17 protein-coding genes are annotated in these 20,168 nt (G+C 64.8%); all 17 read right to left on the reverse strand.

What is annotated here, in order from left to right:
• Positions 1-4 precede the first annotated feature (4 nt).
• Complete coding sequence (locus L6D64_RS01265; protein ID WP_176508770.1) at positions 5-742, reverse strand: cephalosporin hydroxylase family protein; 738 nt, start codon at positions 740-742, stop codon at positions 5-7.
• 20 nt (positions 743-762) lie between these two features.
• Entirely contained in the window at positions 763-1,830 is a 1,068-nt protein-coding gene (locus L6D64_RS01270) for a class I SAM-dependent methyltransferase (RefSeq protein ID WP_176508769.1), read from the reverse strand.
• On the reverse strand, positions 1,820-2,698 hold the full coding sequence (locus L6D64_RS01275; RefSeq protein ID WP_176508768.1) for an NAD-dependent epimerase/dehydratase family protein: 879 nt from the start codon (positions 2,696-2,698) through the stop codon (positions 1,820-1,822). The genes L6D64_RS01270 and L6D64_RS01275 overlap by 11 nt, the downstream gene beginning before the upstream one ends.
• Entirely contained in the window at positions 2,695-3,921 is a 1,227-nt protein-coding gene (locus tag L6D64_RS01280) for a class I SAM-dependent methyltransferase (protein WP_176508767.1), read from the reverse strand. Before L6D64_RS01280 ends, L6D64_RS01275 begins: the two co-directional genes overlap by 4 nt.
• On the reverse strand, positions 3,918-4,478 hold the full coding sequence (locus L6D64_RS01285; RefSeq protein WP_176508766.1) for a dTDP-4-dehydrorhamnose 3,5-epimerase family protein: 561 nt from the start codon (positions 4,476-4,478) through the stop codon (positions 3,918-3,920). Before L6D64_RS01285 ends, L6D64_RS01280 begins: the two co-directional genes overlap by 4 nt.
• The gene (gene rfbG / locus L6D64_RS01290) at positions 4,475-5,557 is read right to left on the reverse strand and encodes a CDP-glucose 4,6-dehydratase (RefSeq protein WP_176508765.1); all 1,083 of its coding nucleotides are present in this window, start codon (positions 5,555-5,557) and stop codon (positions 4,475-4,477) included. Before rfbG ends, L6D64_RS01285 begins: the two co-directional genes overlap by 4 nt.
• Entirely contained in the window at positions 5,539-6,312 is a 774-nt protein-coding gene (rfbF, locus tag L6D64_RS01295; protein WP_176508764.1) for a glucose-1-phosphate cytidylyltransferase, read from the reverse strand. Before rfbF ends, rfbG begins: the two co-directional genes overlap by 19 nt.
• A gap of 138 nt (positions 6,313-6,450) precedes the next feature.
• On the reverse strand, positions 6,451-10,017 hold the full coding sequence (locus L6D64_RS01300) for a glycosyltransferase (RefSeq protein WP_176508763.1): 3,567 nt from the start codon (positions 10,015-10,017) through the stop codon (positions 6,451-6,453).
• A 75-nt stretch (positions 10,018-10,092) separates the two neighbouring features.
• Positions 10,093-11,664, reverse strand: coding sequence for a flagellar hook-associated protein 3 (locus L6D64_RS01305; protein ID WP_176508762.1), 1,572 nt, complete (start codon positions 11,662-11,664; stop codon positions 10,093-10,095).
• Between the two features lie 13 nt (positions 11,665-11,677).
• Positions 11,678-13,726, reverse strand: a complete 2,049-nt coding sequence (gene flgK / locus L6D64_RS01310) for a flagellar hook-associated protein FlgK (protein WP_176508761.1) — start codon at positions 13,724-13,726, stop codon at positions 11,678-11,680.
• A gap of 12 nt (positions 13,727-13,738) precedes the next feature.
• The gene (gene flgJ, locus L6D64_RS01315; protein ID WP_176508760.1) at positions 13,739-14,905 is read right to left on the reverse strand and encodes a flagellar assembly peptidoglycan hydrolase FlgJ; all 1,167 of its coding nucleotides are present in this window, start codon (positions 14,903-14,905) and stop codon (positions 13,739-13,741) included.
• An 11-nt stretch (positions 14,906-14,916) separates the two neighbouring features.
• Positions 14,917-16,026 carry a flagellar basal body P-ring protein FlgI gene (locus L6D64_RS01320; protein ID WP_176508759.1) on the reverse strand — a complete coding sequence of 370 codons (1,110 nt, stop codon included), beginning with the start codon at positions 16,024-16,026 and terminating at the stop codon, positions 14,917-14,919.
• A 12-nt stretch (positions 16,027-16,038) separates the two neighbouring features.
• Positions 16,039-16,734, reverse strand: a complete 696-nt coding sequence (flgH, locus tag L6D64_RS01325) for a flagellar basal body L-ring protein FlgH (protein WP_176508758.1) — start codon at positions 16,732-16,734, stop codon at positions 16,039-16,041.
• A 47-nt stretch (positions 16,735-16,781) separates the two neighbouring features.
• Positions 16,782-17,567: a flagellar basal-body rod protein FlgG gene (gene flgG / locus L6D64_RS01330; protein WP_027921148.1), complete on the reverse strand. Its 786-nt coding sequence runs from the start codon at positions 17,565-17,567 to the stop codon at positions 16,782-16,784.
• Between the two features lie 47 nt (positions 17,568-17,614).
• On the reverse strand, positions 17,615-18,355 hold the full coding sequence (flgF, locus tag L6D64_RS01335) for a flagellar basal-body rod protein FlgF (protein WP_085677753.1): 741 nt from the start codon (positions 18,353-18,355) through the stop codon (positions 17,615-17,617).
• A 179-nt stretch (positions 18,356-18,534) separates the two neighbouring features.
• A complete protein-coding gene (locus L6D64_RS01340) occupies positions 18,535-18,720 on the reverse strand; it encodes a hypothetical protein (RefSeq protein ID WP_176508757.1) in 186 nt (61 codons plus the stop codon).
• A 72-nt stretch (positions 18,721-18,792) separates the two neighbouring features.
• Entirely contained in the window at positions 18,793-20,145 is a 1,353-nt protein-coding gene (gene flgE / locus L6D64_RS01345) for a flagellar hook protein FlgE (protein ID WP_176508756.1), read from the reverse strand.
• Positions 20,146-20,168 lie beyond the last annotated feature (23 nt).

Below are 20,168 nucleotides of genomic sequence, written 5' to 3' on the forward strand. Positions count from 1 at the left end.
AGAATCAGCGCACGCGGCGCAGATAGCCGTCCGGCGCGACGGTCAGCAACAGCTTGTCCTGCACCTGGCGGTCGATCTCGAAGTCGCTGTTCTCTTTCAGGTATTGCCACACGGCAGTCTTGGGGTTGTCGCCATGGCCCCAGGGGCGGTCCGGGAAGAAGTCGGCCGGCATGTCCTCGACCACGGTATCCATCACCACGCAATAGCTGTCCACCGATACCAGCGGCGCATAGGCCCGCAGCTCGTCGAGCACGTGCTGGTGGGTATGGTTGGAGTCGAGCACGACGATGACCTTCTTGCCTTCGGCCAACTGGCGCACCTTGGCGATCATGTCCGGCGCGATGCTCGACCCTTCGAGCATGCTGATGCGGTGCGCCATCGGGTGCTCCTCGATGGCCTTGCGGTTGTGCGGACGGATGTCGACGTCGATGCCGAGCACCTCGCCATGGCCCAGCAGCTGCAGCAGCGAGGCGTAGTAGATGATCGAACCGCCGTGGGCGATGCCGCACTCGATGATCAGGTCCGGCTTGATCCGCCACACCAGTTCCTGCATGGCGACCATGTCCTGCGGCAGCTGGATGATCGGCCGGCCCATCCACGAGAAGTGGTAGCTGTACTTGTGCTTGGCCGATTCGTTGAACAGGTCGCGTGCCAGGCCCTGGAGCTTCTGGTCCTGGCCCTGGGCGGCGATCTGCTCGTTGCACTCGGCGACGAAGGCCTGGTGGACGTTGGTGTCAGTCATGGAGGCGGTCTCTGCAAAGGTCATTGGAACGCGGCGTCATCGACCGCGTGGTAGACGAAACGGTTGCCGGTGTCACGGCGGATCTCGTCCAGGTAGTTGGAATTCATCACGAACACCTGCGCACCATCGGGCAGGCTGGCCAGCGCTTCCTCAGGCGAGGACACGCGCAGGCCGCTCAGCGGCAGATAGCGGCCTTGCTTGGCCGGGTTGATATCGATCACATGGTCGACCTGTACGCCAGCGCGCTGCAGGTACAGCGAATAGATCACCCCTTTGGACGAGGCGCCCCAGATCGCCGCGCCGCGCCCGGCGTGTTCGCGCACCAGGGCCTGGCCACGTTCGAGACTGGCGCTGAAGCCAGACGGCAGTTGCAGGCGCTGGCCATCGAAGGCCGGCTCGCGCAGGCTGGCCAGGTCAGCGACGATGTACAGGTACTGGCCGTTGAACAGGTGCCCGGATTCGAGCACCTTGCCGAAGCAGCGGCGCAGGTCGTCCAGGCGGAAGTAGTTGACGTGCTCGTAGAACAGGTCGAACCAGGCACGGTGCTCGAGTATCCAATCCAGGCATGGCACTTCGATGTAGATCAGGCCGCCCTGGTTGGCGTCGGCGATAGCGCCGAGGAAGGCCAGCGGGTCGGCGATATGCTCCAGTACGTGACGCAGCACCACCGCATCGGCGGCAAGCCCCAGGGCGCGGGTGAACGGCGCCTTGATCACGTCCGGGTTATCGCCCTCGTAAGCCGGGTCGATGCCGGTCACCTGGTGGCCACGCTGGCGCAGCAGTTCGAGAAAGTAGCCCTTGCCACACCCCACCTCGATCAGGCGCTGGCCGGCGAAGTGCCGGGCCACCAGGCGCTCCACCGCGTCCAGGTGACGCTGGAACGCCGGCGACAGGGCCTGTTCGTTCTGGTAGTCGCTGTCGTAGCTGAGCAGGGACGCGTCGAAGGCCTGGTTGTAGACCAGACCGGTACGCTCGTCCTGAACCAGGCACAGGTCGCCGCTGGCGGATGCCTGCGCGCTGGCGGCATCGGCGAAGGTACGATTCTGCAGCACGGGCAAGCCGACCGCACGATACAGTTCATAGGCCATCAGGTTCTCCTTGGGCGGCCAGCAGTTGCGTGAGGCGCTCGGTCACGGCCCAGAATGCCATCGGCTCGTGGCTTGGATAGGGGTAATGGCCGAGGTTGAGCGCCAGCTTGGCGCCGCGCTCGCGCAGGCGCTGCTCGACCAGGCTGCGCACCGCCAGCGGCTGGCCGCTGGCACAGTTGACCACGCCGGAGAATGCCCGGCAGTGCAGCAGCCCGGCCAGCTGCCGCGCGGCCTCGGTGACGGGTTGGAAATCGCGCAGCTGCTCGCCGGCAGACATGTCGAAGGCCGTCGCACCGCTGTCGATGGCGCGGTCGAGGGCGGCCAGCAGGCTGCTGGGGTTCTGCCCCTGGCCATGCAGGTAGAACAGCCGCGCCCATTGCAGGACAAACGGCATGTGCAACTGCAACGCCTGGAGGAACTGATGCAGGCTGTGCTTGGCCAGCCCGTAGGGATTGCTCGGGCGCGCCGGGCACTGCTCGTCCAGCGGGCCATTCTGCATGCCGTACTCGAAGCAGGTGCCGGTGACCAGCACCTGGCGCACACCCGCCTCGACCGCGTACTTGATGAAGCGGTAGTCGGCCATCAGGTTCTGCTCCAGATGGAACAGCGCCTGATAGTTGGGCAACCCTGGCCAGGCCAGGTGGGCAAGGGCATCGATGCCCTCGACCCAGCCCCCCACTTGCTCGGCATCGGCCAGGTGCAGGTCGCCGGCGACGAACTGCACCTGGTCGAACCACGGCATGCTGCGTGCGCGCTGCACGTCGCGGGCCATGGCGCGCACCCGGCAGCCACGGGCCAGCAGTTCGGCAACCAGGTGGCGGCCAACGAACCCGGTGGCGCCTGTCACCAGCACATGCAGACCGGTCATAGCACGGTCAGCTCAGGCACGGCGATCACGAACTTGCCGCCCCACTCGCGAATGCCGGCCTGCTGCTCGCTGACCTCGCGCAGCAGGTTCCACGGCAGCACCAGCACATAGTCCGGCTGCTCTTCGGCCAGGCGCGCCGGCGCCACCACGGGTATACGGCTGCCCGGCAGGAACTTGCCCTGTTTGTGCGGGTTGGCATCGGCCACCCAAGCCAGCAGGTCAGCCTTGACACCGGCGTAGTTGAGCAAGGTGTTACCCTTGGCGGCCGCCCCATAGCCGACCACGCGTTTGCCCGCGGCCTTGGCATCGAGCAGGAATCGCAACAGCTGCAGCTTTATGCGCTCGGCGGCCGGCGCCAGGCTCGAATAGAACCCGGCGCTGCGCACGCCCACATCCTCTTCCAGGGCCAGCAGGCTGGCGACGGCCGCTTCCGCAGTCCGGCGCTGGCCGTCGGCGCGCTGCACGAATACCCGCAGCGAACCGCCATGGGTGGGCAGTTCCTGCACGTCGAAAATCTCCAGGCCATTGCGCTGGCAAAGGCCCTGCACTGCGGTCAGGGACAGGTAGGAGTAATGCTCGTGGTACAGGGTGTCGAACTGGTGCTCGGCAATCAGCGACAGCAGGTGGGGAAATTCGAAGGTGGCGACCCCGGCTGGCTTGAGCAAGGTCGCGAAGCCCCCGAGGAAATCGTTGATGTCCGGCACATGGGCGAGCACGTTGTTGGCCGCCATCAGGTCGGCGCTCCAGCCTTCGGCGGCCAGCTGCGCGGCCACCTCGCGGCCGAAGAACACTTCACGGATCTCCAGGCCCTTGGCCCGCGCCGCCGCAGCCGTGCTGCGGGTCGGCTCGACGCCCAGGCACGGAATGCCACGTGCCGCCACGTACTGCAGCAGATAACCGTCATTGGCCGCGATCTCGACCACGCGGCTATCCTGGCCCAGTGCGAAGCGCTCGACCATGCCCGCCACGTAGGTTTCGGCATGCGCCAGCCAGGAACTGGAGTAGGAGCTGAAATAAGCATAATCGGCGTCGAACAGCTGCTCGGCGCGCGTGTAGTCTTCGGTCTGCACCAGCCAGCACTGTTCGCACACCGCCACCTTCAGCGGCACCCACTGTTCAGCCTCGGCCAGTTGCTCGGGACGCAGGTAGGCGTTCGAAGGCGGCGAGGTTCCCAGGTCGATCAACGGCAGGTGCAAGGCGCTGCCACAACCACGGCAATTCATACGGTCACTCCGGTAAAGCAGTCGTCCAGCCAAGGATGCAGCTCATCCCGGGCCGACAGGTTGATCACGGGCAACGGCCAGGCGATCGCCAGGCGCGGGTCGAACACCGACAGCCCGCCCTCATGCTCGGGGGCATAGTCGGCGCTGTGCAGGTACAGCAGCTCGGCATCGTCGCTCAGGGCCTGGAAGCCGTGGGCGAAGCCTGCCGGCACCAGCAGGCTGCTCGCGTCGCCGGCCTGCAGATGCTCGGCGTGCCAGTGCAGGAACGTCGGCGAACCGGCGCGCAGGTCGACTACCACGTCCCATACCTCACCGCGCAGGCAGGTGATGTACTTGCTCTCCGGCTGCGGTCCGGCCTGGTAGTGCAGGCCACGCACGCTGCCTCGCTGGCGGGTCAGCGAACGGTTGATCTGGCGGATGTGGAACGGCGCGCCGAAGCGCTCCAGGCTGTCTTCGCAATACAACCGCGAGAAGGCGCCACGGGCGTCTTCAGCGCGGCGGTGCTCGATGCGGGCAAGGCCCGACAGCGGCAAGGCATGCAAGCTGTACTGACTCACAGCGACTCCTGATAAAGGCTCAGCTGGGTCAGGCAGACCGCGCGCATGTCCATGCCCTTGCGCCAGGCCAGGTGCCAGTTCAGGGTTTGCTCCAGGCATTCGCCGAGTGTCCAGCGCGGGCGCCAGCCAAGCAGCTGGCGTGCGCGCGAGCTGTCCAGGCGCAGCAGCCCGGCTTCGTGCATCTCGCTTTTCTGCAGTTCCACCCCCGGCGCCTGCGGCCATTGCCCGGCGAGCAACTGGACGACCTCGCCGACACTGCACATGTCGTCGTCACCGGGGCCGAAATTCCACGCGCCGGCAAAGCGCGGGCCTTGCTGATACAGGCCAGCCGCCAGCGCGAGGTAGCCCGCCAGCGGCTCCAGGGCGTGCTGCCAGGGGCGTACCGCCTGGGGCAGGCGCAGCGTCACCGGCTCCCCGGCGGACCACGCCTTGAGCACATCGGGGATCAGCCGCTCAGGGGAGAAGTCGCCGCCGCCCAGCACATTGCCGGCGCGGGCGGTGGCCAGGCTCAGGCCGTGCTCGGCATGCTTATCGAGTGGAAAGAACGAAGCCGCGTAGGACTGGGCCAGCAGCTCGCAGCAGGCCTTGCTGCTGCTATAGGGGTCGTGCCCGCCCAACGCTTCGTTCTCGCGATAGGGCCAGGCCCATTCCTGGTTGGCGTAGACCTTGTCGGTGGTGACCACCACGCAGGCACGCACACCCCCGACCTGGCGGATCGCCTCCAGCAGGTTGAGGGTGCCCATGACATTGGTGGAGTAGGTCCCCAGCGGGTCCCGGTAGCCTTCCCGGACCAGCGGCTGGGCCGCCAGGTGCAGGACGATTTCCGGTTGCACCTCGGCGATCAATTCCAGCAACACGCCCAGATCACGTACGTCGCCACGGCGGTCATCGATGCCCTCGCCGACCCGGGCCAGTTCGAACAGGCTTGGCTCGGTCGCCGGATCCAGGGCGAAGCCGGTCACCTTGGCACCCAGGCTCTGCAGCCAGAGCACCAGCCAGCTGCCCTTGAAACCGGTGTGGCCCGTGACCAGGACGCGCTTGCCCGCCCAGAACGCAGGGCTCAGGCCCATTGCTTCCATGGTGCCTCCCCGCTGCTCCACAGCTGTTCGAGGTGATTCTTGTCGCGCAGGGTGTCCATCGGATGCCAGAAACCTTCATGGGTGAAGGCATGCAACTGCCCCTCGCTGGCCAACCGCGACAGCGGCTCGGCTTCCCAAGAGGTGGCGTCGCCGTCGATATAGGGCAGCACCTCAGGGGACAGCACGAAGAACCCGCCGTTGATCCAGCCGCCATCGCCGCGTGGTTTTTCGGTAAAGCCCAGCACCTGGTCACCGTCGCGCTGCAGGGCGCCATAACGCCCCGGCGGCTGCACGGCAGTGACCGTGGCGAACCGGCCGTGGGCATGGTGGAAGTCGACCAGCGCACCGATGTCGATGTCGGAAACCCCGTCGCCGTAGGTGAAGCAGAACGCCTTTTCACCTTCCAGGTAACGGGCCGCGCGGCGCAGCCGGCCGCCGGTCATGGTCTCCTCGCCGGTGTCGACCAGTGTCACGCGCCATGGCTCGCTGTAGTTCTGATGGACATCCATGCGGTTGGCGCGCATGTCGAAGGTGACGTCGGAGGTGTGCAGGAAGTAGTTGGCGAAGAAATCCTTGATCGCGTAGCCCTTGTAGCCCAGGCAGATCACGAAGTCGTGGATACCGTGCGCCGAATACTGCTTCATGATGTGCCAAAGAATTGGCTTGCCACCGATTTCGATCATCGGTTTGGGCTTCAGATGCGACTCTTCGCTGATCCGCGTGCCGAGCCCACCCGCCAGAATGACTGCCTTCATCGATTTCCTCATGTACTTCGCGCCCCCGGCAACGCCAGGGCGAAGGATTTATGGCGATATCGAGGGCTACTGCAGGAAATGCGCCAATCTGCAAAATAAAGGGGCCGCTTGGCGGCCCCGAAAGTTCTTTGGCGTCTATCAGTCGGCCAACCAGCCCCATTCCCAATGACGCAGGTTGTCGTCGCGCAACACGAAGTCGCGCATCACCGCCTCGCGCAACTCGTCACCCATGCGGTAGCTGGCCACCGGGTCGGCCAGGTGCGAACGGATCGCCCGCAGCCATTCCTCGGTGCCATTGCCATAGACCCGCGTGCAGGGCAGGTAGCCCCGGTAGGCCTCGGTGTCGGTGCAGATGGTCGGGTAGCCGCAGGCGCCATATTCCAGCAAGCGCAGGTTGCTCTTGCAGTCGTTGAAGATGTGGAACTCCAGCGGCGCCAGGGCCAGGTCGAGGTTGAGGCTGGCCAGCTTGGCCGGGTACAGCGCCAGCGGAACGCCCGGGTGGTATTCGTGGATGTACGGCCTGAGCACATCCGGGCACATACCGAAGAACACCCACTCCACCTCGTCGGCCAGCTCGCGCACCACGTCGGCGATGATTTCCAGGTCGCCACTGTGGCTGGTGCCGCCTCCCCAGCCCACCCGCGGCTTGCTCGAGGTGCCCCGGCGGCTGGCCGGCAGCTGGGTCCACAGGTGCGGGGCGAGCATGTTCGGCACCACGCGGATGTCGTGGTGCATGTCCGACAGCGCGTTGGCGAGCGCCTGGGTGGTCACCACGACACGGTCGCACAGGCTGATGCCGCGGCGCAGGTGCTGCTCGATGTCGGCCGGCTTGTTGCGCGCATGGGTGTTCTTCTGCGGGGCGCTGAGCACGTAGTCGTCGATCTCGAAGATGCGTCGGGCATTGGAAAAACGGGCGATGCGCTCGATGTCGCGGACCGAGTCATCGTTGTGCCGCAATTGCAGGATAATCACATCCGGGTCCATGCGTGCCAACTGGACCACGGTTGGCGACTCGTAGACTACCCGTCCGACTACACGCCCGGCCGCTTCCAGCTGCTTGAACGGCTGCTCGACACGGTAGTGGCCAACGGCGCTGTCGTTGATCGGCAAGCCCAGCACCGACGGCAGGGCACGGGCGCACAGCGGGCTCCAGCTGCCGCGCAGGCTCGGTTCGAGGCTGAAGTCGGCGGCAGCCAGCCCAAGGTTCGGGTTGTAGGCCGGGTCACGGATCACCTTGCTCAGCCAGCGCTCGCAGAACACCTGTTGCTGTTCCAGCAGCACTTGCCGGTCGAGGCCGTCGGACTCGGCCGGCACCTCGCGCTTGAGCAGGGTGGCATACGGCGTGCCCACCACCAGATAGCCCTGGGCGCCAGCACGCAGGCACAGGTCGAGCTCAGCCATGCCCTGGCCGAGCGGCTGCGCAGCCAAGCCACCGAGGTCATCGAAGACGCGCTTGCGCACCATCAGGCAGGCACCGCCGACGGCGCTCCAGTTCTGTGCCACCTGCAAACGCTGCAGGTAGCCGCGCGACTGCATGTCCTCGCCGGCAAACGCCGGGCCGGCCACGCTGGACGCCCCCAACACCCAGCCCGCCTCGACCACCCGCCCCTGGCCCTCGACCAGCCGGGCACCGACCACCGCTACTTCCGGGCGCTGAGCGTGTTGCAGCATCTCGTCCAGCCAATGGCCGTCGAGCACCTGCACGCTGGGGTCGAGCAACAGCAGGTAGTCACCACGCGCCTGCGCGGCGGCAGCGTCGATCAACTGGATGCGGGAATCGCCAGCGCTGCGGATCACCCGCAGCATGTCGGCCCCCAGCTCGTCCATGGCCTGCAGCCAGGCAGCCATGTCACCCTCGGCGGCAGCCCCCGCCACCATCAGCACTTCGTATCGCCCTTGGGCGGTACGCTCGATCAGGCCTTCGACGCACGACTGCAAGCTGGCCAGGTCGCGGCCCACCGGAACGATGATCGAGGTCAAAGTGGTGTCGCCGTGCAGGTAGTGGACGCGATTGAGCAGCGCCAGGTCGTCGTGCTGAATGCGGTGCGCCACACCCAGGCGCCGCAGGTGCGCGGCAACCACCGCCTCACTCTGGGTGATCACCTCAGGCAGCGACAACCACTGCGCAAAGCTCAAGCTCGACTGCACCTGGATTTCGGCAATGTGTTCGATGACCTGCGGGCCGCGGGTCTCGACCAGGCGCCAGAGCAGGTCATGCGGTGCCAGCTCGGTGAAGCCGGCATCGAAGCCGCCCAGGTCGAGAATCGCCTCGCGGGCAAAGGCCAGGGTACGGCCAACGTAGGGGTAGCTGCGCAGCAGATCGAGGTTGAAGTCCGGCTTGAAGACCGGCTCACCCGGCAAGCCATCCAGCCAGGCCCCTTCGTCACTGTAGGCACAGGCCAGGCTCGGGAACACGGCCGCGCGCTCGGCCAGCAGTAACGTGGCCGACTCGCTCAGGCGGTCGCCAGCACGCAGCAGGTAGACCCAGTCGGCATCCTGCAGCGAGGCCAGCAGCTGGTTGAGCTGCTGCGGCCAGTCGGCCTGCAGCGGTTGCTGCACCAGCGCTAGCGTGCTGGCGGGCGCGGTATCGCTCAGGACCACGCAGGCGTGCACCGGGTACAACTGCCGTGCCAGGCTTTGCAGGGTCTGCTCCAGCGCCCCGGCATCGCCTGCGACATCCAGCACCAGCGGCACGATGCGCGGCTGCTGCGGCCAGGCGGCGATCGCCTGCGGCAGCAGGCCGCGCTGCACGTCACTGAAGCGGCGCGCCGCCAGCCATTGCTGGTACAGCTCGGCATAGCTCTCGCAGTCACTACCGACCCGGCCGCCCAGGCGGGTCTGCCAGTTGCTGATGATCCGCGCCACGCATAATTCCTGCCACTGGCGCGGCTGCTCCTGCGCCTCGGTCAGCGGTACATAGCGCACCCAGCCGCTGGCCGGTGCCGCTTCACCGCTGCGTGCGGCGAGCATCTGCATCATCCAGCGCCATTCCTGCGGCGCCCCTTGCACCACCGCATCCTGCTTGCTCAGGCGCTGCGGATGCAGGCGCTCGATCAGGCCGGGCTCGCTGAGCATGATCATGTTGCCACGGCGCATCAGGCAGGCGAACAGCGCAAGGTCAAGCAGCGCGACAAAGCTCAGGCCATCGCCGGTCAGCGCTTGCAGCCACTGCAGCGCCTGCTCGCGGCGCATCAGCGCAGCCGAGAAGTTGCCGAGGAAGTTCACTGGCCGGCCGTCGAGCATCGCCAGCATGTCTTCGCCCTTGAACAGGCTGTCGACGTTGGCGAAGCGCGCATTGGCAATGCGCATCGGCAGGATGAAATTGTTCTCGTCGCACAGCACCCGTTGCGACAGCACCAGGCCGACTTCCTCGTGGCCCTGCAGCGCCTGGACCTGATGTGCCAGGCACTGCGGGAACAGGCGATCATCGTCGCACAGCACCTTCACCAGCTCGCCACGCGCCTGCCCGACCGCCTGCACGAGATTGCCGACGAACCCCAGGCGCCGGGCGTTGCGCACATAGCGCAGGCGAGGCTCGGCGTCTATGGCATTGACGATCGCCTCGATCTCGTCACCCTCGCTGTCGTCGCAGACCAGCACTTCGAGGGCGTCATAGGTCTGGCCCAGGGCACTGTGCAGGGCCATGGCGAAGAACCGGGGATTGAAGGCAGGAATGACGATACTGACGAGCGGCTTTTGGTTCACGGTGACGACCTTGCAAAAAAAATGTGCGCCGCACCTGACGGTGGCGGCGCACGGTTGACTACGCCAGAAGCGTGATCACATGTAGTTGATCAGCGACAGGCCGGCGACCTTGGCATAAGCCTGCAGCGAGGCCTGCAGCATGTTGGTCTGCATGGTCAGGCGGATCATCACCTCGGCCGGGTCGCTTTCGCGGATCGAACTCTGGGTCTTGGTGTTCTCTGCGCTCAACGCCGAGTTGGTTTCCGCCTGCACGTCCAGCGCCTGGCCACGGCCACCGATCGAAGCGATCGACGCTGTCACCTGGTTGCTGGCGCTGGCGATGTTGCCGATTGCCGAATCCAGCGCCGCCTTGAAGTTCTGCCGGGCCGCCGGATCGCCGTCGACAGGCGTGTTCAGCGCGGCGCGCAACTGGCCGATGGTGTCGAGGATGTTCTGGGTCTGGTGGGTGTCGACCTTGACCGCGAAGGAATCACCCGCATTCGGCGCGCCCGAGAGGTCGAACTGCACGCCCATGGCCGTGGCCGTGGTGCCACTGAGGGTACCGGTGGAGATCGGCTTGCTGTTGGCGCTGACCGGTGCCGCATACAATTCGAAATCGGTGGCGCTGGTGAACTTGAGCACCGCACCTTCAGGGAAGGCGGCCTTGTACGCCGACTGGTCGACTACAGTGGCCCCGGTGACCTGGGCCGATGAGCTGTTGCCCGGGCTGCGCGTGCCGCTGATCTGGTCCGGCTTGGAAGACAGGCTGAAAGTGTGACCGGCGATGGCCGCGTCCGGGTCGGCCGAATCACCTGCCTGGAAGCTGATTTCCAGGCGCAGGTCGACACCCCGGAAGGAGATCTGGGTGTTTTCCCCCTTGGGGTCGAACTTGCCGCCCTGGGTCGCTTCGAGGGTCACGTCGTTGCCACTGGCATCGGTGATCTTGAATTCGGTGCTGCTGGTGAATTCGATGCTGTAAGGCTCGCCACTGCGGAAGCGGTCGTTGTAGGTGGCGCTGCCCGATACCTGGCCATTGGACAGGCTGACACGCCCGTCATCGGTAGCCGGTGCGGTCAGGCGGGTCTCACTGCGGCTGGTGTTCAAGGCCTGCTCGAAGGCATCGTAGCCGGTCTCGTTGGCGGCCAGGCTGAGCATGTCGCCAACCTGCAGCTTGAGCTGCGACTGGTCACCCTGGTACGTGTAGGTACCGTCAGCGTTGCGCACGTAGGGCTGAGTGTCGCCCTTGGAGCCGGAGAAGAGGTACTTGCCATTCTCGTCCCTGCTGTTCATCAAGGTGAACAGCTGCTTCTCCAGCGAGTCCAGCTCGGCGGCATTGGCCTTGCGGTCGGCGTCGGTGAAGCCGGCGTTGCCGGAACTGACCGCCAGTTCATTGACCCGCTGCAGGATGGTACCGATGGCATTCAGGGTGCTTTCGGTAGTACCCAGGGCATTGCGAATGCTGGTGACATTGCCGTTGTACTGATCGAGCAGGTTCTGCTGCTGCTCGAGCTGCAGCAGGCGCGCCGCGCCAACCGGGTCGTCCTTGGCGGAACGCACGCGGATATTGTCGCTGGCGTCCTGCTGCGATTTCGCCACATTGGCGAAATTCTTCTGATAGTTGGATTGGGTGGTCGAGTAGAACTGCGAAGTGGAGATGCGTACGCTCACGATCTACGGCTCCTTAAAGACTGTTGATCAGGGTGGCGAAGGTTTCCTGGGCCGCCTTGATGATCTGCGACGACGCGGTGTAGTACTGCTGGAACTTGATCAGGTTGCCGGCCTCCTCATCGACCGACACCCCCGACAGCCCATTGCGGCTGTCCAGGGCGGAGGTGTGCAGCGCGCCGGTGGCATCGCTGTCCATCTGCGCCTGGCCGGCCTTGCCGCCGACATTGGAAACCAGCTTGGCGTAGGCGTCGGTGAAGCTGATGCCCTTGCCATCGGCTCCGACCTCGACCGTGGACTTGGTCTGCAGGTCAAGCACCGATTGGGCGTTGCGGTTGTCTGCAGAGCCGGATGCGGTCATGGCCACGGTGAAGCTGTCGCCATTCTTCGGCGAGCCGGATACATCCATCTCGAAGGTAAAGGTCTTCTGCGTGGCGCCGTCCATGATCGGGTTGCCACTGGCATCGACCATGGGCACCGACAGCTGCAGCTTGTTGTCCTGGCCGGGCACGATGGTGCCGCTGCCGATGGCCGTGCCCTTCGAGTCGTACAGGGTGTACGCCTGCGGCGAGGCGGTATCGTCGCCGAACACCAGCTTGACCGGGGTCGAATACTTGATGCCGGTCTGCAGGTCGGCACGCTGGGCGGCATCATAGATATCCAGCTTCGAAGTCAGGGTCGGCTGGGTGATGGTGCCGGTGCCCTTGTTGCCCGAGGCACTGGTACCGGTCAGCGGCGCGGCCATGGCCAGGCGCTTGGGATCGGTCAGGGTGGCTTCGATGCCGGCAGCGGCATTGCGCGTCGGGATGATCTTGAAGCTGTCGCCGGCGCTCAGGGCACCGCCATTGAGCGACAGGCTGAAGCCATCGATGACCGGTGCCGGGTCATCGTCCAGGCTGTAGCTGCCCATGTCGGTGCCGTCTGGCAGCTTGCGCACGGTGTACTGCTTGTCGCTGGTAAAGGTGACCTGGTAGTCGCTGGTGGTCAGCTTGCCCGTGTCCTTGATGGTCACGTCGAGGTTGCCGGAACCTGCGCTGTTGCCGGACTTGGCGATGCTGCGCTGGCCGATGGCGGCGGCACTGTTGATGTCGGCGAACATTGCCGAGCCGAACTCACCGTTCTTGTCGATACCCTGTGCCAGCTGGCTGTTGATGGCATCGGCCACCACCAGCGCCACCCGGCCGAGCTCGTTGAGCGCTGGGTCCAGGGTGTCCTTGCGGTAGCGGATCAGCCCGCCAAGCTCACCACCGGAGGTGCTGTTGGTGATGTCCATCTTGGTCGAGCCGCGGTTGAGGATCAGGCTCATGCGGGTCGGGTCGGTGGCGCTTGCCTCGACGCCGATGGTCTGGGTGGTGTTGCCCAGCACCAGGGCCTGGCCGTTCTTCAGGTAGATGTCGTAGTTGCCGTTCTTCTGCTCGACCACGTCGGCACCGATCAGCGCCGACAGCTTGCGCACCGCGCCGTCGCGCTGGTCGAGCAGGTCGTTGGGCTGGCCGGTCACCGCGCCTACCTTGGAGATCTGGCCGTTCAGGTCGGCGATGGTCTTGGACAGCGCATTGACCTGTTCGGCAATCGAGGCCATGTTGCTGTTGATGTTGCTGTTCTGCTGGTTGAGCTGCGAGGACAGGGTGTTGAAACGCTTGGCCAGGGACTGGGCGCTGGTCAGCAACAGCTGGCGCGAAGCGTCTTCGGTCGGCTTGGCCGAGGCGTCCTGAAGGGCACTGAAGAAGCTCTGCAGCGCGGCGGTGATACCGGTGTCGCTGCTCGACAGCGCGGTGTCCAGCGGGGTGATCTGGTTCAGGTAGGAAGTGGCGTCGCTGCTCAGCGAGGTCGTGGTGCGCAGCTGGTTCTCGAGGAACGCGTTGTACACCCGGCGCACGTCGGCCAGGGTGGTGCCGGTGCCGATGAACACCTGGCCGACCTGCTGGCCGCCCTTGGTCTTCTGCACGTTCTGCTGGCGCGAGTAGCTCTCGACATCGGCGTTGGCAATGTTGTTACCGAGGGTGTACATCCCCGACTGCGCGGCGCCAAGCCCCGACATACCAATATTGATCAGACTCGCCATGGTTCCATACCCTTAAAGTTTCGTTGTGGTACCGAGCATTGCGTAGCTCTCGTACGACTTCATCTGTCTTGCGATCTGCGAGATCTTGCTGGCGTAGTTCGGGTCGGTGGCGTACCCGGCCTTTTGCAGTTCTCGCACGAATTGTTCTGGGTTATCGGCCGACTTCACCGCATCTTGATAGCGCGAATTGCTCTGCAACAGGCTCACCAGGTCGTGGAAACTGTCCTGGTACGAGTCATAGGAACGAAACGCCGCCGTCTCCTTGACGAACTGGCCGTCGCGGAATTCGCTGGTGATCGCCCGCGCCGAATCACCTTGCCAGTTACTGCTGGCCTTGATGCCGAACAGGTTGTGGCTGCTGCTGCCATCGCTGTTGCGCATGACCGATTTGCCCCAACCGGTTTCCAGGGCGGCCTGGGCCACCAGGTAACGTGGGTCGACACCAATGCGCCTGGCGGCCTGCTCGGCCATGGGCAACATGGTGGCGACGAATTCGTCGCTGTCGGCAAAGGCCTTCTTCGGCGCCAGCGGCGGCTGCGCCACGGCACGGCCGGTGATGCGCAGGCCGTTGTCCGGGATGGCGATGGCCTTGGCCACCTGCTGCCCGTCACGGGCCGGCACGGCGGCGCTATTGGTGGTCGCAGCGGGGCTGGTGGCCGAGGGCACGATACCGGCCAGCAGGCGGTCGGTGAGCTTGCCCGGCAACGCCAGGCGCCGCGAGTTGAGCGCGGCGACGTCGTTGCGCGTGGCCGTGGTTTGGGTAGCCTGCACCGGGTCGGCCACCTTGTTGCCCCACAGCGTCGGCGCACTGCCGTCGATACGCGGGAACGGGCTGGTGTTGGCCGGGGTGCTCTTGTGCTTCGACAGCTGGCGCACCAGCACATCCTGCAGGCCGATACCGCCGCCCTCGCGGGACATGCTCACGGCCAGCTGCTGGTCATACATGTCGCGGTACTGCTTGACCGTCTCGCTGTTCATCGGGTTGTCGTCGGCCAGCACCTCACTGGCCTTGCGCGAGGCCTTGAGCATCTCGCTGATGAACAGCGACTCGAACTCCTGGGCCACCTTGCGCACGTTGGCATCGCTGTCGCGGTCACCGTGCTTGAGCGAGCTCAGGCGATTGAGGTCGGTGTAGGCACCACTGTCGGCGTGGCTGGAGACCAGGCTTTTCGAATTCATCCGTGGCGTCCTCAGATCACGATCAGGTCGGCCTGCAAGGCGCCGGCCTGTTTCAGTGCTTCGAGGATGGCCATCAGGTCGCCCGGTGCCGCGCCGACCTGGTTCACCGCGCGAACGATCTCATCCAGCGTGGTCCCAGGGCCGAACTTGAACATCGGCTTGGCTTCCTGCTCGGCATTGACCCGCGAACGCGGAACCACTGCGGTCTGGCCATTGGAGAACGGCCCCGGCTGGCTGACGATCGGGTCTTCGGTGATGGTCACGGTCAGGCTGCCGTGGGTCACCGCCGCCGGCGAGACCTTGACGTTCTGGCCGATGACGATGGTACCGGTACGCGAGTTGATGATGACCTTGGCCACCGCCTGGCCCGGGTCGATCTCGAGGTTCTCGAGGATCGACAGGTAGTCGACCCGCTGGCTCGGGTCCATCGGCGCGGTGACCCGCACCGAGCCGCCATCAACGGCCTGCGCCACACCCGGGCCGAGCAGGTCGTTCACCTTGTCGACGATGCGCTTGGCCGTGGTGAAGTCCGGGCGGTTGAGGTTCAGGGTCAGGCTGTTGCCCTGGTTGAAGCCGCTCGGCACGGCGCGCTCGACCGAGGCGCCGCCGGGAATACGGCCGGCCGACGGAACGTTGACGGTGATCTTCGAACCGTCACGGCCCTCGGCATCGAAGCCGCCGACCACCAGGTTACCTTGCGCGATCGCGTAGACGTTGCCGTCGATCCCCTTGAGCGGGGTCATCAGCAGGCTGCCGCCGCGCAGGCTCTTGGAGTTGCCGATCGACGAAACGGTGATATCCACCACCTGGCCCGGCTTGGCGAAGGCCGGCAGGTCGGCATGCACCGACACCGCCGCGACGTTCTTCAACTGCACGTTGCCGGAGCCGGCCGGCACCTTGATGCCGAACTGCGACAGCATGTTGTTGAAGGTCTGCAGGGTGAACGGGGTCTGGGTGGTCTGGTCACCCGTGCCGTTGAGCCCCACCACCAGGCCATAGCCGATCAACTGGTTGGAACGCACGCCGGAGATGCTGGCAATGTCCTTGAGGCGTTCGGCATGGGCACCGAACGCGCAGGACAAGAGCAGGGTCGCGGCTATCAGCTGCCTAACGTTGAACATGTTCATCCGTACTCAGAAGGGCCAAAGCGGGCTCATGAAGAAGCGGTCCAGCCAGCCGGGCTGACTGGCATCGGCGAACGAACCGGTGCCCGAATAGGTGATGCGCGCATCGGCCACGCGAGTCGACGGCACGGTGTTGTCGGTGGCGATATCGTCGGCACGGATCAGGCCGGCGATACGCACCAGCTCTTCACCGGTGTTGAGGGTCATCCACTTTTCACCGCGCACGGCAATGATGCCGTTGGGCAGCACCTCGGCCACGGTGACGGTGATCGAGCCGGTCAGGGTGTTGCCCTGGGTGGCCTTGCTGTCGCCCTTGGTGGTGCGGTCACCGCTGTAGCCGGCTTCCAGCGACAGATCGCCGCTGCCGAACGGGTTGTTGGTGTTCGGGTTGGAGCCGAACAGCGAGGTCAGGCCAATGTCGGCCTTGCTGTTCTTCTGGATCTGCGAACCCGCGTTCTTGCTCGCCGAGGTGCGTTCGTTGAGGGTGATGGTGATGATGTCACCCACGCGGAACGCCTTGCGGTCGGTGTACAGGCCCTGCTCGAAACCGGCCTGGTAGATCGAACCGTTGTTGGCTGCAGCCGGCAGCGGGGTACGCGGCAGAACCGGCGCGTAATACGGGTCGTTCGGCTTGGGCGTCGGCGCGACGCAACCAGCCAGCACAAACGCCCCCCCCAGGGCGAATACAGACAACAGACGCTTCATGACACTTACCTCACGGTGTAACGGGAGTAGAACCTGAACTTGGGCTTTTAGAGCTGCTGAGTCACGAACGACAGCATCTGGTCGGCGGTCGAGATGACCTTGGAGTTCATCTCGTAGGCACGCTGGGTGGTGATCATGTTCACCAGCTCTTCCACGGTGCTGACGTTGGAGTTTTCCAGGGTCTGCTGCAGGGTGGTGCCGAAGCCGTTCAGGCCTGGAGTGCCGACCTGTGGCGCGCCGCTGGCAGCGGTTTCCAGGAACAGGTTGTCTCCGATCGCCTGCAGGCCTGCCGGGTTGATGAAGTCGGCGGTCTGCAGGTTGCCGATCACCTGTGCAGCCGGGTTGCCGGCGGTGGTGATCGACACGGTGCCGTCCTGGCCGACGGTGAAGGTCTGGGCATCGTTCGGCACGACGATCGCCGGCTCCAGGGCAAAGCCTTGGGCGGTGACGATCTGGCCGTCGGAGTTCAGGTGGAAGGTACCGTCACGGGTGTACGAGACGGTACCGTCCGGCTGCAGCACCTGGAAGAAACCACGGCCATTGACCGCCATGTCCAGCGGGTTCTCGGTGGTCTGCAGGCTGCCGGTCTGGAAGTTTTTCTGGGTGCCGACGATGCGCACACCGGTACCGACCTGCAGGCCCGACGGCAGCTCGCTGTCCTGGGTCGACTGCGCGCCTGGCTGACGCTTGATCTGGTACAGCAGGTCGGCGAACTCGGCACGATCACGCTTGAAGCCGGTGGTCGAGACGTTGGCCAGGTTGTTGGAAATGACAGTCAGGTTGGTGTCCTGGGCGGACAGGCCGGTTTTAGCGACCCAAAGAGCCGGAAGCATCAGTATTCTCCTCGTGCGCCTGTTTTACGGCACCCGTTCATAGTTGGTTAGCCGATTTGCAAAACACGCGCCATGGCTTCATCGCCTTCCTTGGCCGCGTTCATCATTTTCACGTGCAGCTCGAACTGGCGGGACAGCGCCAGCACCGAGGTCATTTCTTCAACGGCGTTGACGTTGCTGCCTTCGAGGAAGCCCGACACCACCCGCACATTGACGTCGGCAGCAGCCGGTTGGCCGTTCTGGGTGTGGATCAGCCCGTCCAGGCCTTTGGTCATGCTCTTGATGTCCGGGTTGACCAGCTTGATGCGGTCGACCTCGGCCATCACCCGTGGGTCTTCACCCATCGAGCGGATGCTGATGGTGCCGTCGGCACCCACTTCAACCTTCTGCTCTGGTGGAATGGCGATCGGGCCACCATTGCCGATCACCGGCATGCCGTTGCCGGCACGCAGCACGCCGAGGGCGTCGATGTTCAGGCTGCCGGTGCGCACGTAGGCTTCGCTGCCATCGGGCGCCTGCACGGCAATGAAGCCCTGCCCGGACACGGCCACGTCCAGGTCACGCCCGGTCTCGACCATCGGCCCTTCGCTGAAGTCGGTAGCCGGGCGTTCAGTCATGGCAAACGCCCGCGACGGAAAGCTGTCACCAAACACCGGCATCGAGCGCGCCTGCTCCAGGTCGCGCTGGAAACCATTGGTGGAAACGTTCGCCAGGTTGTTGGCGTGGGCCTTTTGCGCCAGCGCGTTCTGGCTGGCGCCGGTCATGGCCACGTAAAGCATCTTGTCCACAGTCATCCTCCGCTGCACTGACGATCGTTTGCCGCTCGCCGTTGCTGTGCAGGCTCTAAAGCAAGTTCCGAACCAACTTTCTGAATTGATGAAAAAGCCCGTGATTACGGGCTTTTTCGGGGTTTTGCCAAAGGGTGGACGCCGGATATCCGGCGCCGGATTGCCGCTGGCGGCAAGATTCAGGGCTCGCGGCAACCGCCATTGCTGAATGGGCCGGCGAATTTTTTCCAGCCATCGCCCGGCGACCATTGCGAGCACACCAGCCGGCCATCCGCCTGACTCTCCCAGCGCCACCAGGGCGCGGTGCCGGCGTGGGCCTGGTACAGACAGAAAGCGGCGATCAATGTGACAACCAGCCTTTTCATGATCCCTCCTGCAAATACGACTGACCCCTTTCCAGGAAAGGGGTCAGTCCACACACGCTCAGCCAGCGACCATCAAGTCATCTGGATGATGGTCTGCATGATGGTGCTTTCGGTGGAGATGGTCTTGGCGTTCGCCTGGTAGTTGCTCTGCGCCTTGATCAGCTCGACCAGCTCCTGGGTCAGGTTGACGTTCGAGGCCTCCAGCGAGTTGGACTCGACGCTGCCCAAGGTGCCGGTCTTCGGCGAGTCGATACCCGGAATCCCCGAGGAGTAGGTCTCGGTCCAGCGCGTGCCGCCGATCTGCTGCAGCCCTTGCTCGTTGGCAAAGCTGGCCAGGGCCACCTGACCGATCGCGCGGGACTGCTGGTTGCTGAAACTGGCGAACATCACCCCGGTGGAGTCGATCGACAGGCTCGACAGGATGCCGGTGGCATAACCATCCTGGGACTGCGACATGCGCGCGGTCTCGGTGTTGTAGGAGGTCGTGCTGTTCATCGACAGGCGCATGCCAGCGGTGTTTTCCGCCGAGCCATTGGAGGCCCAGTTGCCCGAGGCATCCTTGGCGGCAGGGATCCAGCCCTTGAGGGTGAAGGTGTTGTTGGTCACATCCCACTGCGCACCCGCCGGGGCACCCACCGGGATGCTCGCCGGGTCGGTGGCCATGGACGCCACGCTACCGTCGGAGTTGAAGGTCATGGACGCTTCCAGCGGTGCGGTGGAAGTCGGATCCATCGGGTTGCGACCATCGATCAGGGTGTACATGGTCCACTGGTTCGTACCGGTCTTGCGGTAGAACTGCTCCATGGTGTGCTCGTTGCCCTGGCTGTCATACACCTTGGTCGGGAAGGACTTGGTGTAGGTGGTGTCATCCGCAGGGTCGAACGTCGGACCGGCTGGCGTGGCGCTCGGCAGCGGGATGATAGTCGCCTCGGAGTTGAGGTTGATGCCCTGGTCGATGAGTGTGGTGGCCTTGGGCGCGAGTGCCGAAGTATCGATCTTCAGGTCAGTCAGCGCGCCGCGCTTGATGTTGCCGTTCTCGTCGGCGGCATAGCCTTGCAGGCGCAAGCCGTCAGAGGTCACCACGTAGTTGTCCTTGCTGTTCTGGAAGGCACCGGCACGGGTGTATACGCGCGCACCGTTGTCCGACAGCACGAAGAAGCCCTGACCCTGGATACCCATGTCCAGCACGTTGCCGGTGTTGTTGACGTCACCCTGGCTGAACTGCTGGGAAATCGCCGCCAGGCGCACGCCGTTGCCGACCTGGTTCTTGCCCACACCCAGGCGGTTGGCGCCGGCGTAGACATCGGCGAACTCGGCGCGCGAGGATTTGAAGCCGGTGGTGTTGACGTTGGCAATGTTGTTGCCGGTAACGTCCAGCTGCTTGTTGGCTGCGTACAGACCGCTAAGGCCGATATTGAAAGACATGCTGTTGCTCCTTTTGCCGTTCT

The sequence above is a fragment of the Pseudomonas urethralis genome, assembly GCF_021602465.1.
Taxonomy (GTDB): Bacteria; Pseudomonadota; Gammaproteobacteria; order Pseudomonadales; family Pseudomonadaceae; genus Aquipseudomonas; species Aquipseudomonas vlassakiae.

What these genes read in the sequence shown, in the direction of transcription:
- L6D64_RS01265 (WP_176508770.1), bottom strand. Translation starts at nt 742, where the DNA reads ATGACTGACACCAACGTCCACCAGGCCTTCGTCGCCGAGTGCAACGAG.
- L6D64_RS01270 (WP_176508769.1), bottom strand. Translation starts at nt 1,830, where the DNA reads ATGGCCTATGAACTGTATCGTGCGGTCGGCTTGCCCGTGCTGCAGAAT.
- L6D64_RS01275 (WP_176508768.1), bottom strand. Translation starts at nt 2,698, where the DNA reads ATGACCGGTCTGCATGTGCTGGTGACAGGCGCCACCGGGTTCGTTGGC.
- L6D64_RS01280 (WP_176508767.1), bottom strand. Translation starts at nt 3,921, where the DNA reads ATGAATTGCCGTGGTTGTGGCAGCGCCTTGCACCTGCCGTTGATCGAC.
- rfbG (WP_176508765.1), bottom strand. Translation starts at nt 5,557, where the DNA reads ATGGAAGCAATGGGCCTGAGCCCTGCGTTCTGGGCGGGCAAGCGCGTC.
- rfbF (WP_176508764.1), bottom strand. Translation starts at nt 6,312, where the DNA reads ATGAAGGCAGTCATTCTGGCGGGTGGGCTCGGCACGCGGATCAGCGAA.
- flgK (WP_176508761.1), bottom strand. Translation starts at nt 13,726, where the DNA reads ATGGCGAGTCTGATCAATATTGGTATGTCGGGGCTTGGCGCCGCGCAG.
- flgJ (WP_176508760.1), bottom strand. Translation starts at nt 14,905, where the DNA reads ATGAATTCGAAAAGCCTGGTCTCCAGCCACGCCGACAGTGGTGCCTAC.
- L6D64_RS01320 (WP_176508759.1), bottom strand. Translation starts at nt 16,026, where the DNA reads ATGTTCAACGTTAGGCAGCTGATAGCCGCGACCCTGCTCTTGTCCTGC.
- flgH (WP_176508758.1), bottom strand. Translation starts at nt 16,734, where the DNA reads ATGAAGCGTCTGTTGTCTGTATTCGCCCTGGGGGGGGCGTTTGTGCTG.
- flgG (WP_027921148.1), bottom strand. Translation starts at nt 17,567, where the DNA reads ATGCTTCCGGCTCTTTGGGTCGCTAAAACCGGCCTGTCCGCCCAGGAC.
- L6D64_RS01340 (WP_176508757.1), bottom strand. Translation starts at nt 18,720, where the DNA reads ATGAAAAGGCTGGTTGTCACATTGATCGCCGCTTTCTGTCTGTACCAG.
- flgE (WP_176508756.1), bottom strand. Translation starts at nt 20,145, where the DNA reads ATGTCTTTCAATATCGGCCTTAGCGGTCTGTACGCAGCCAACAAGCAG.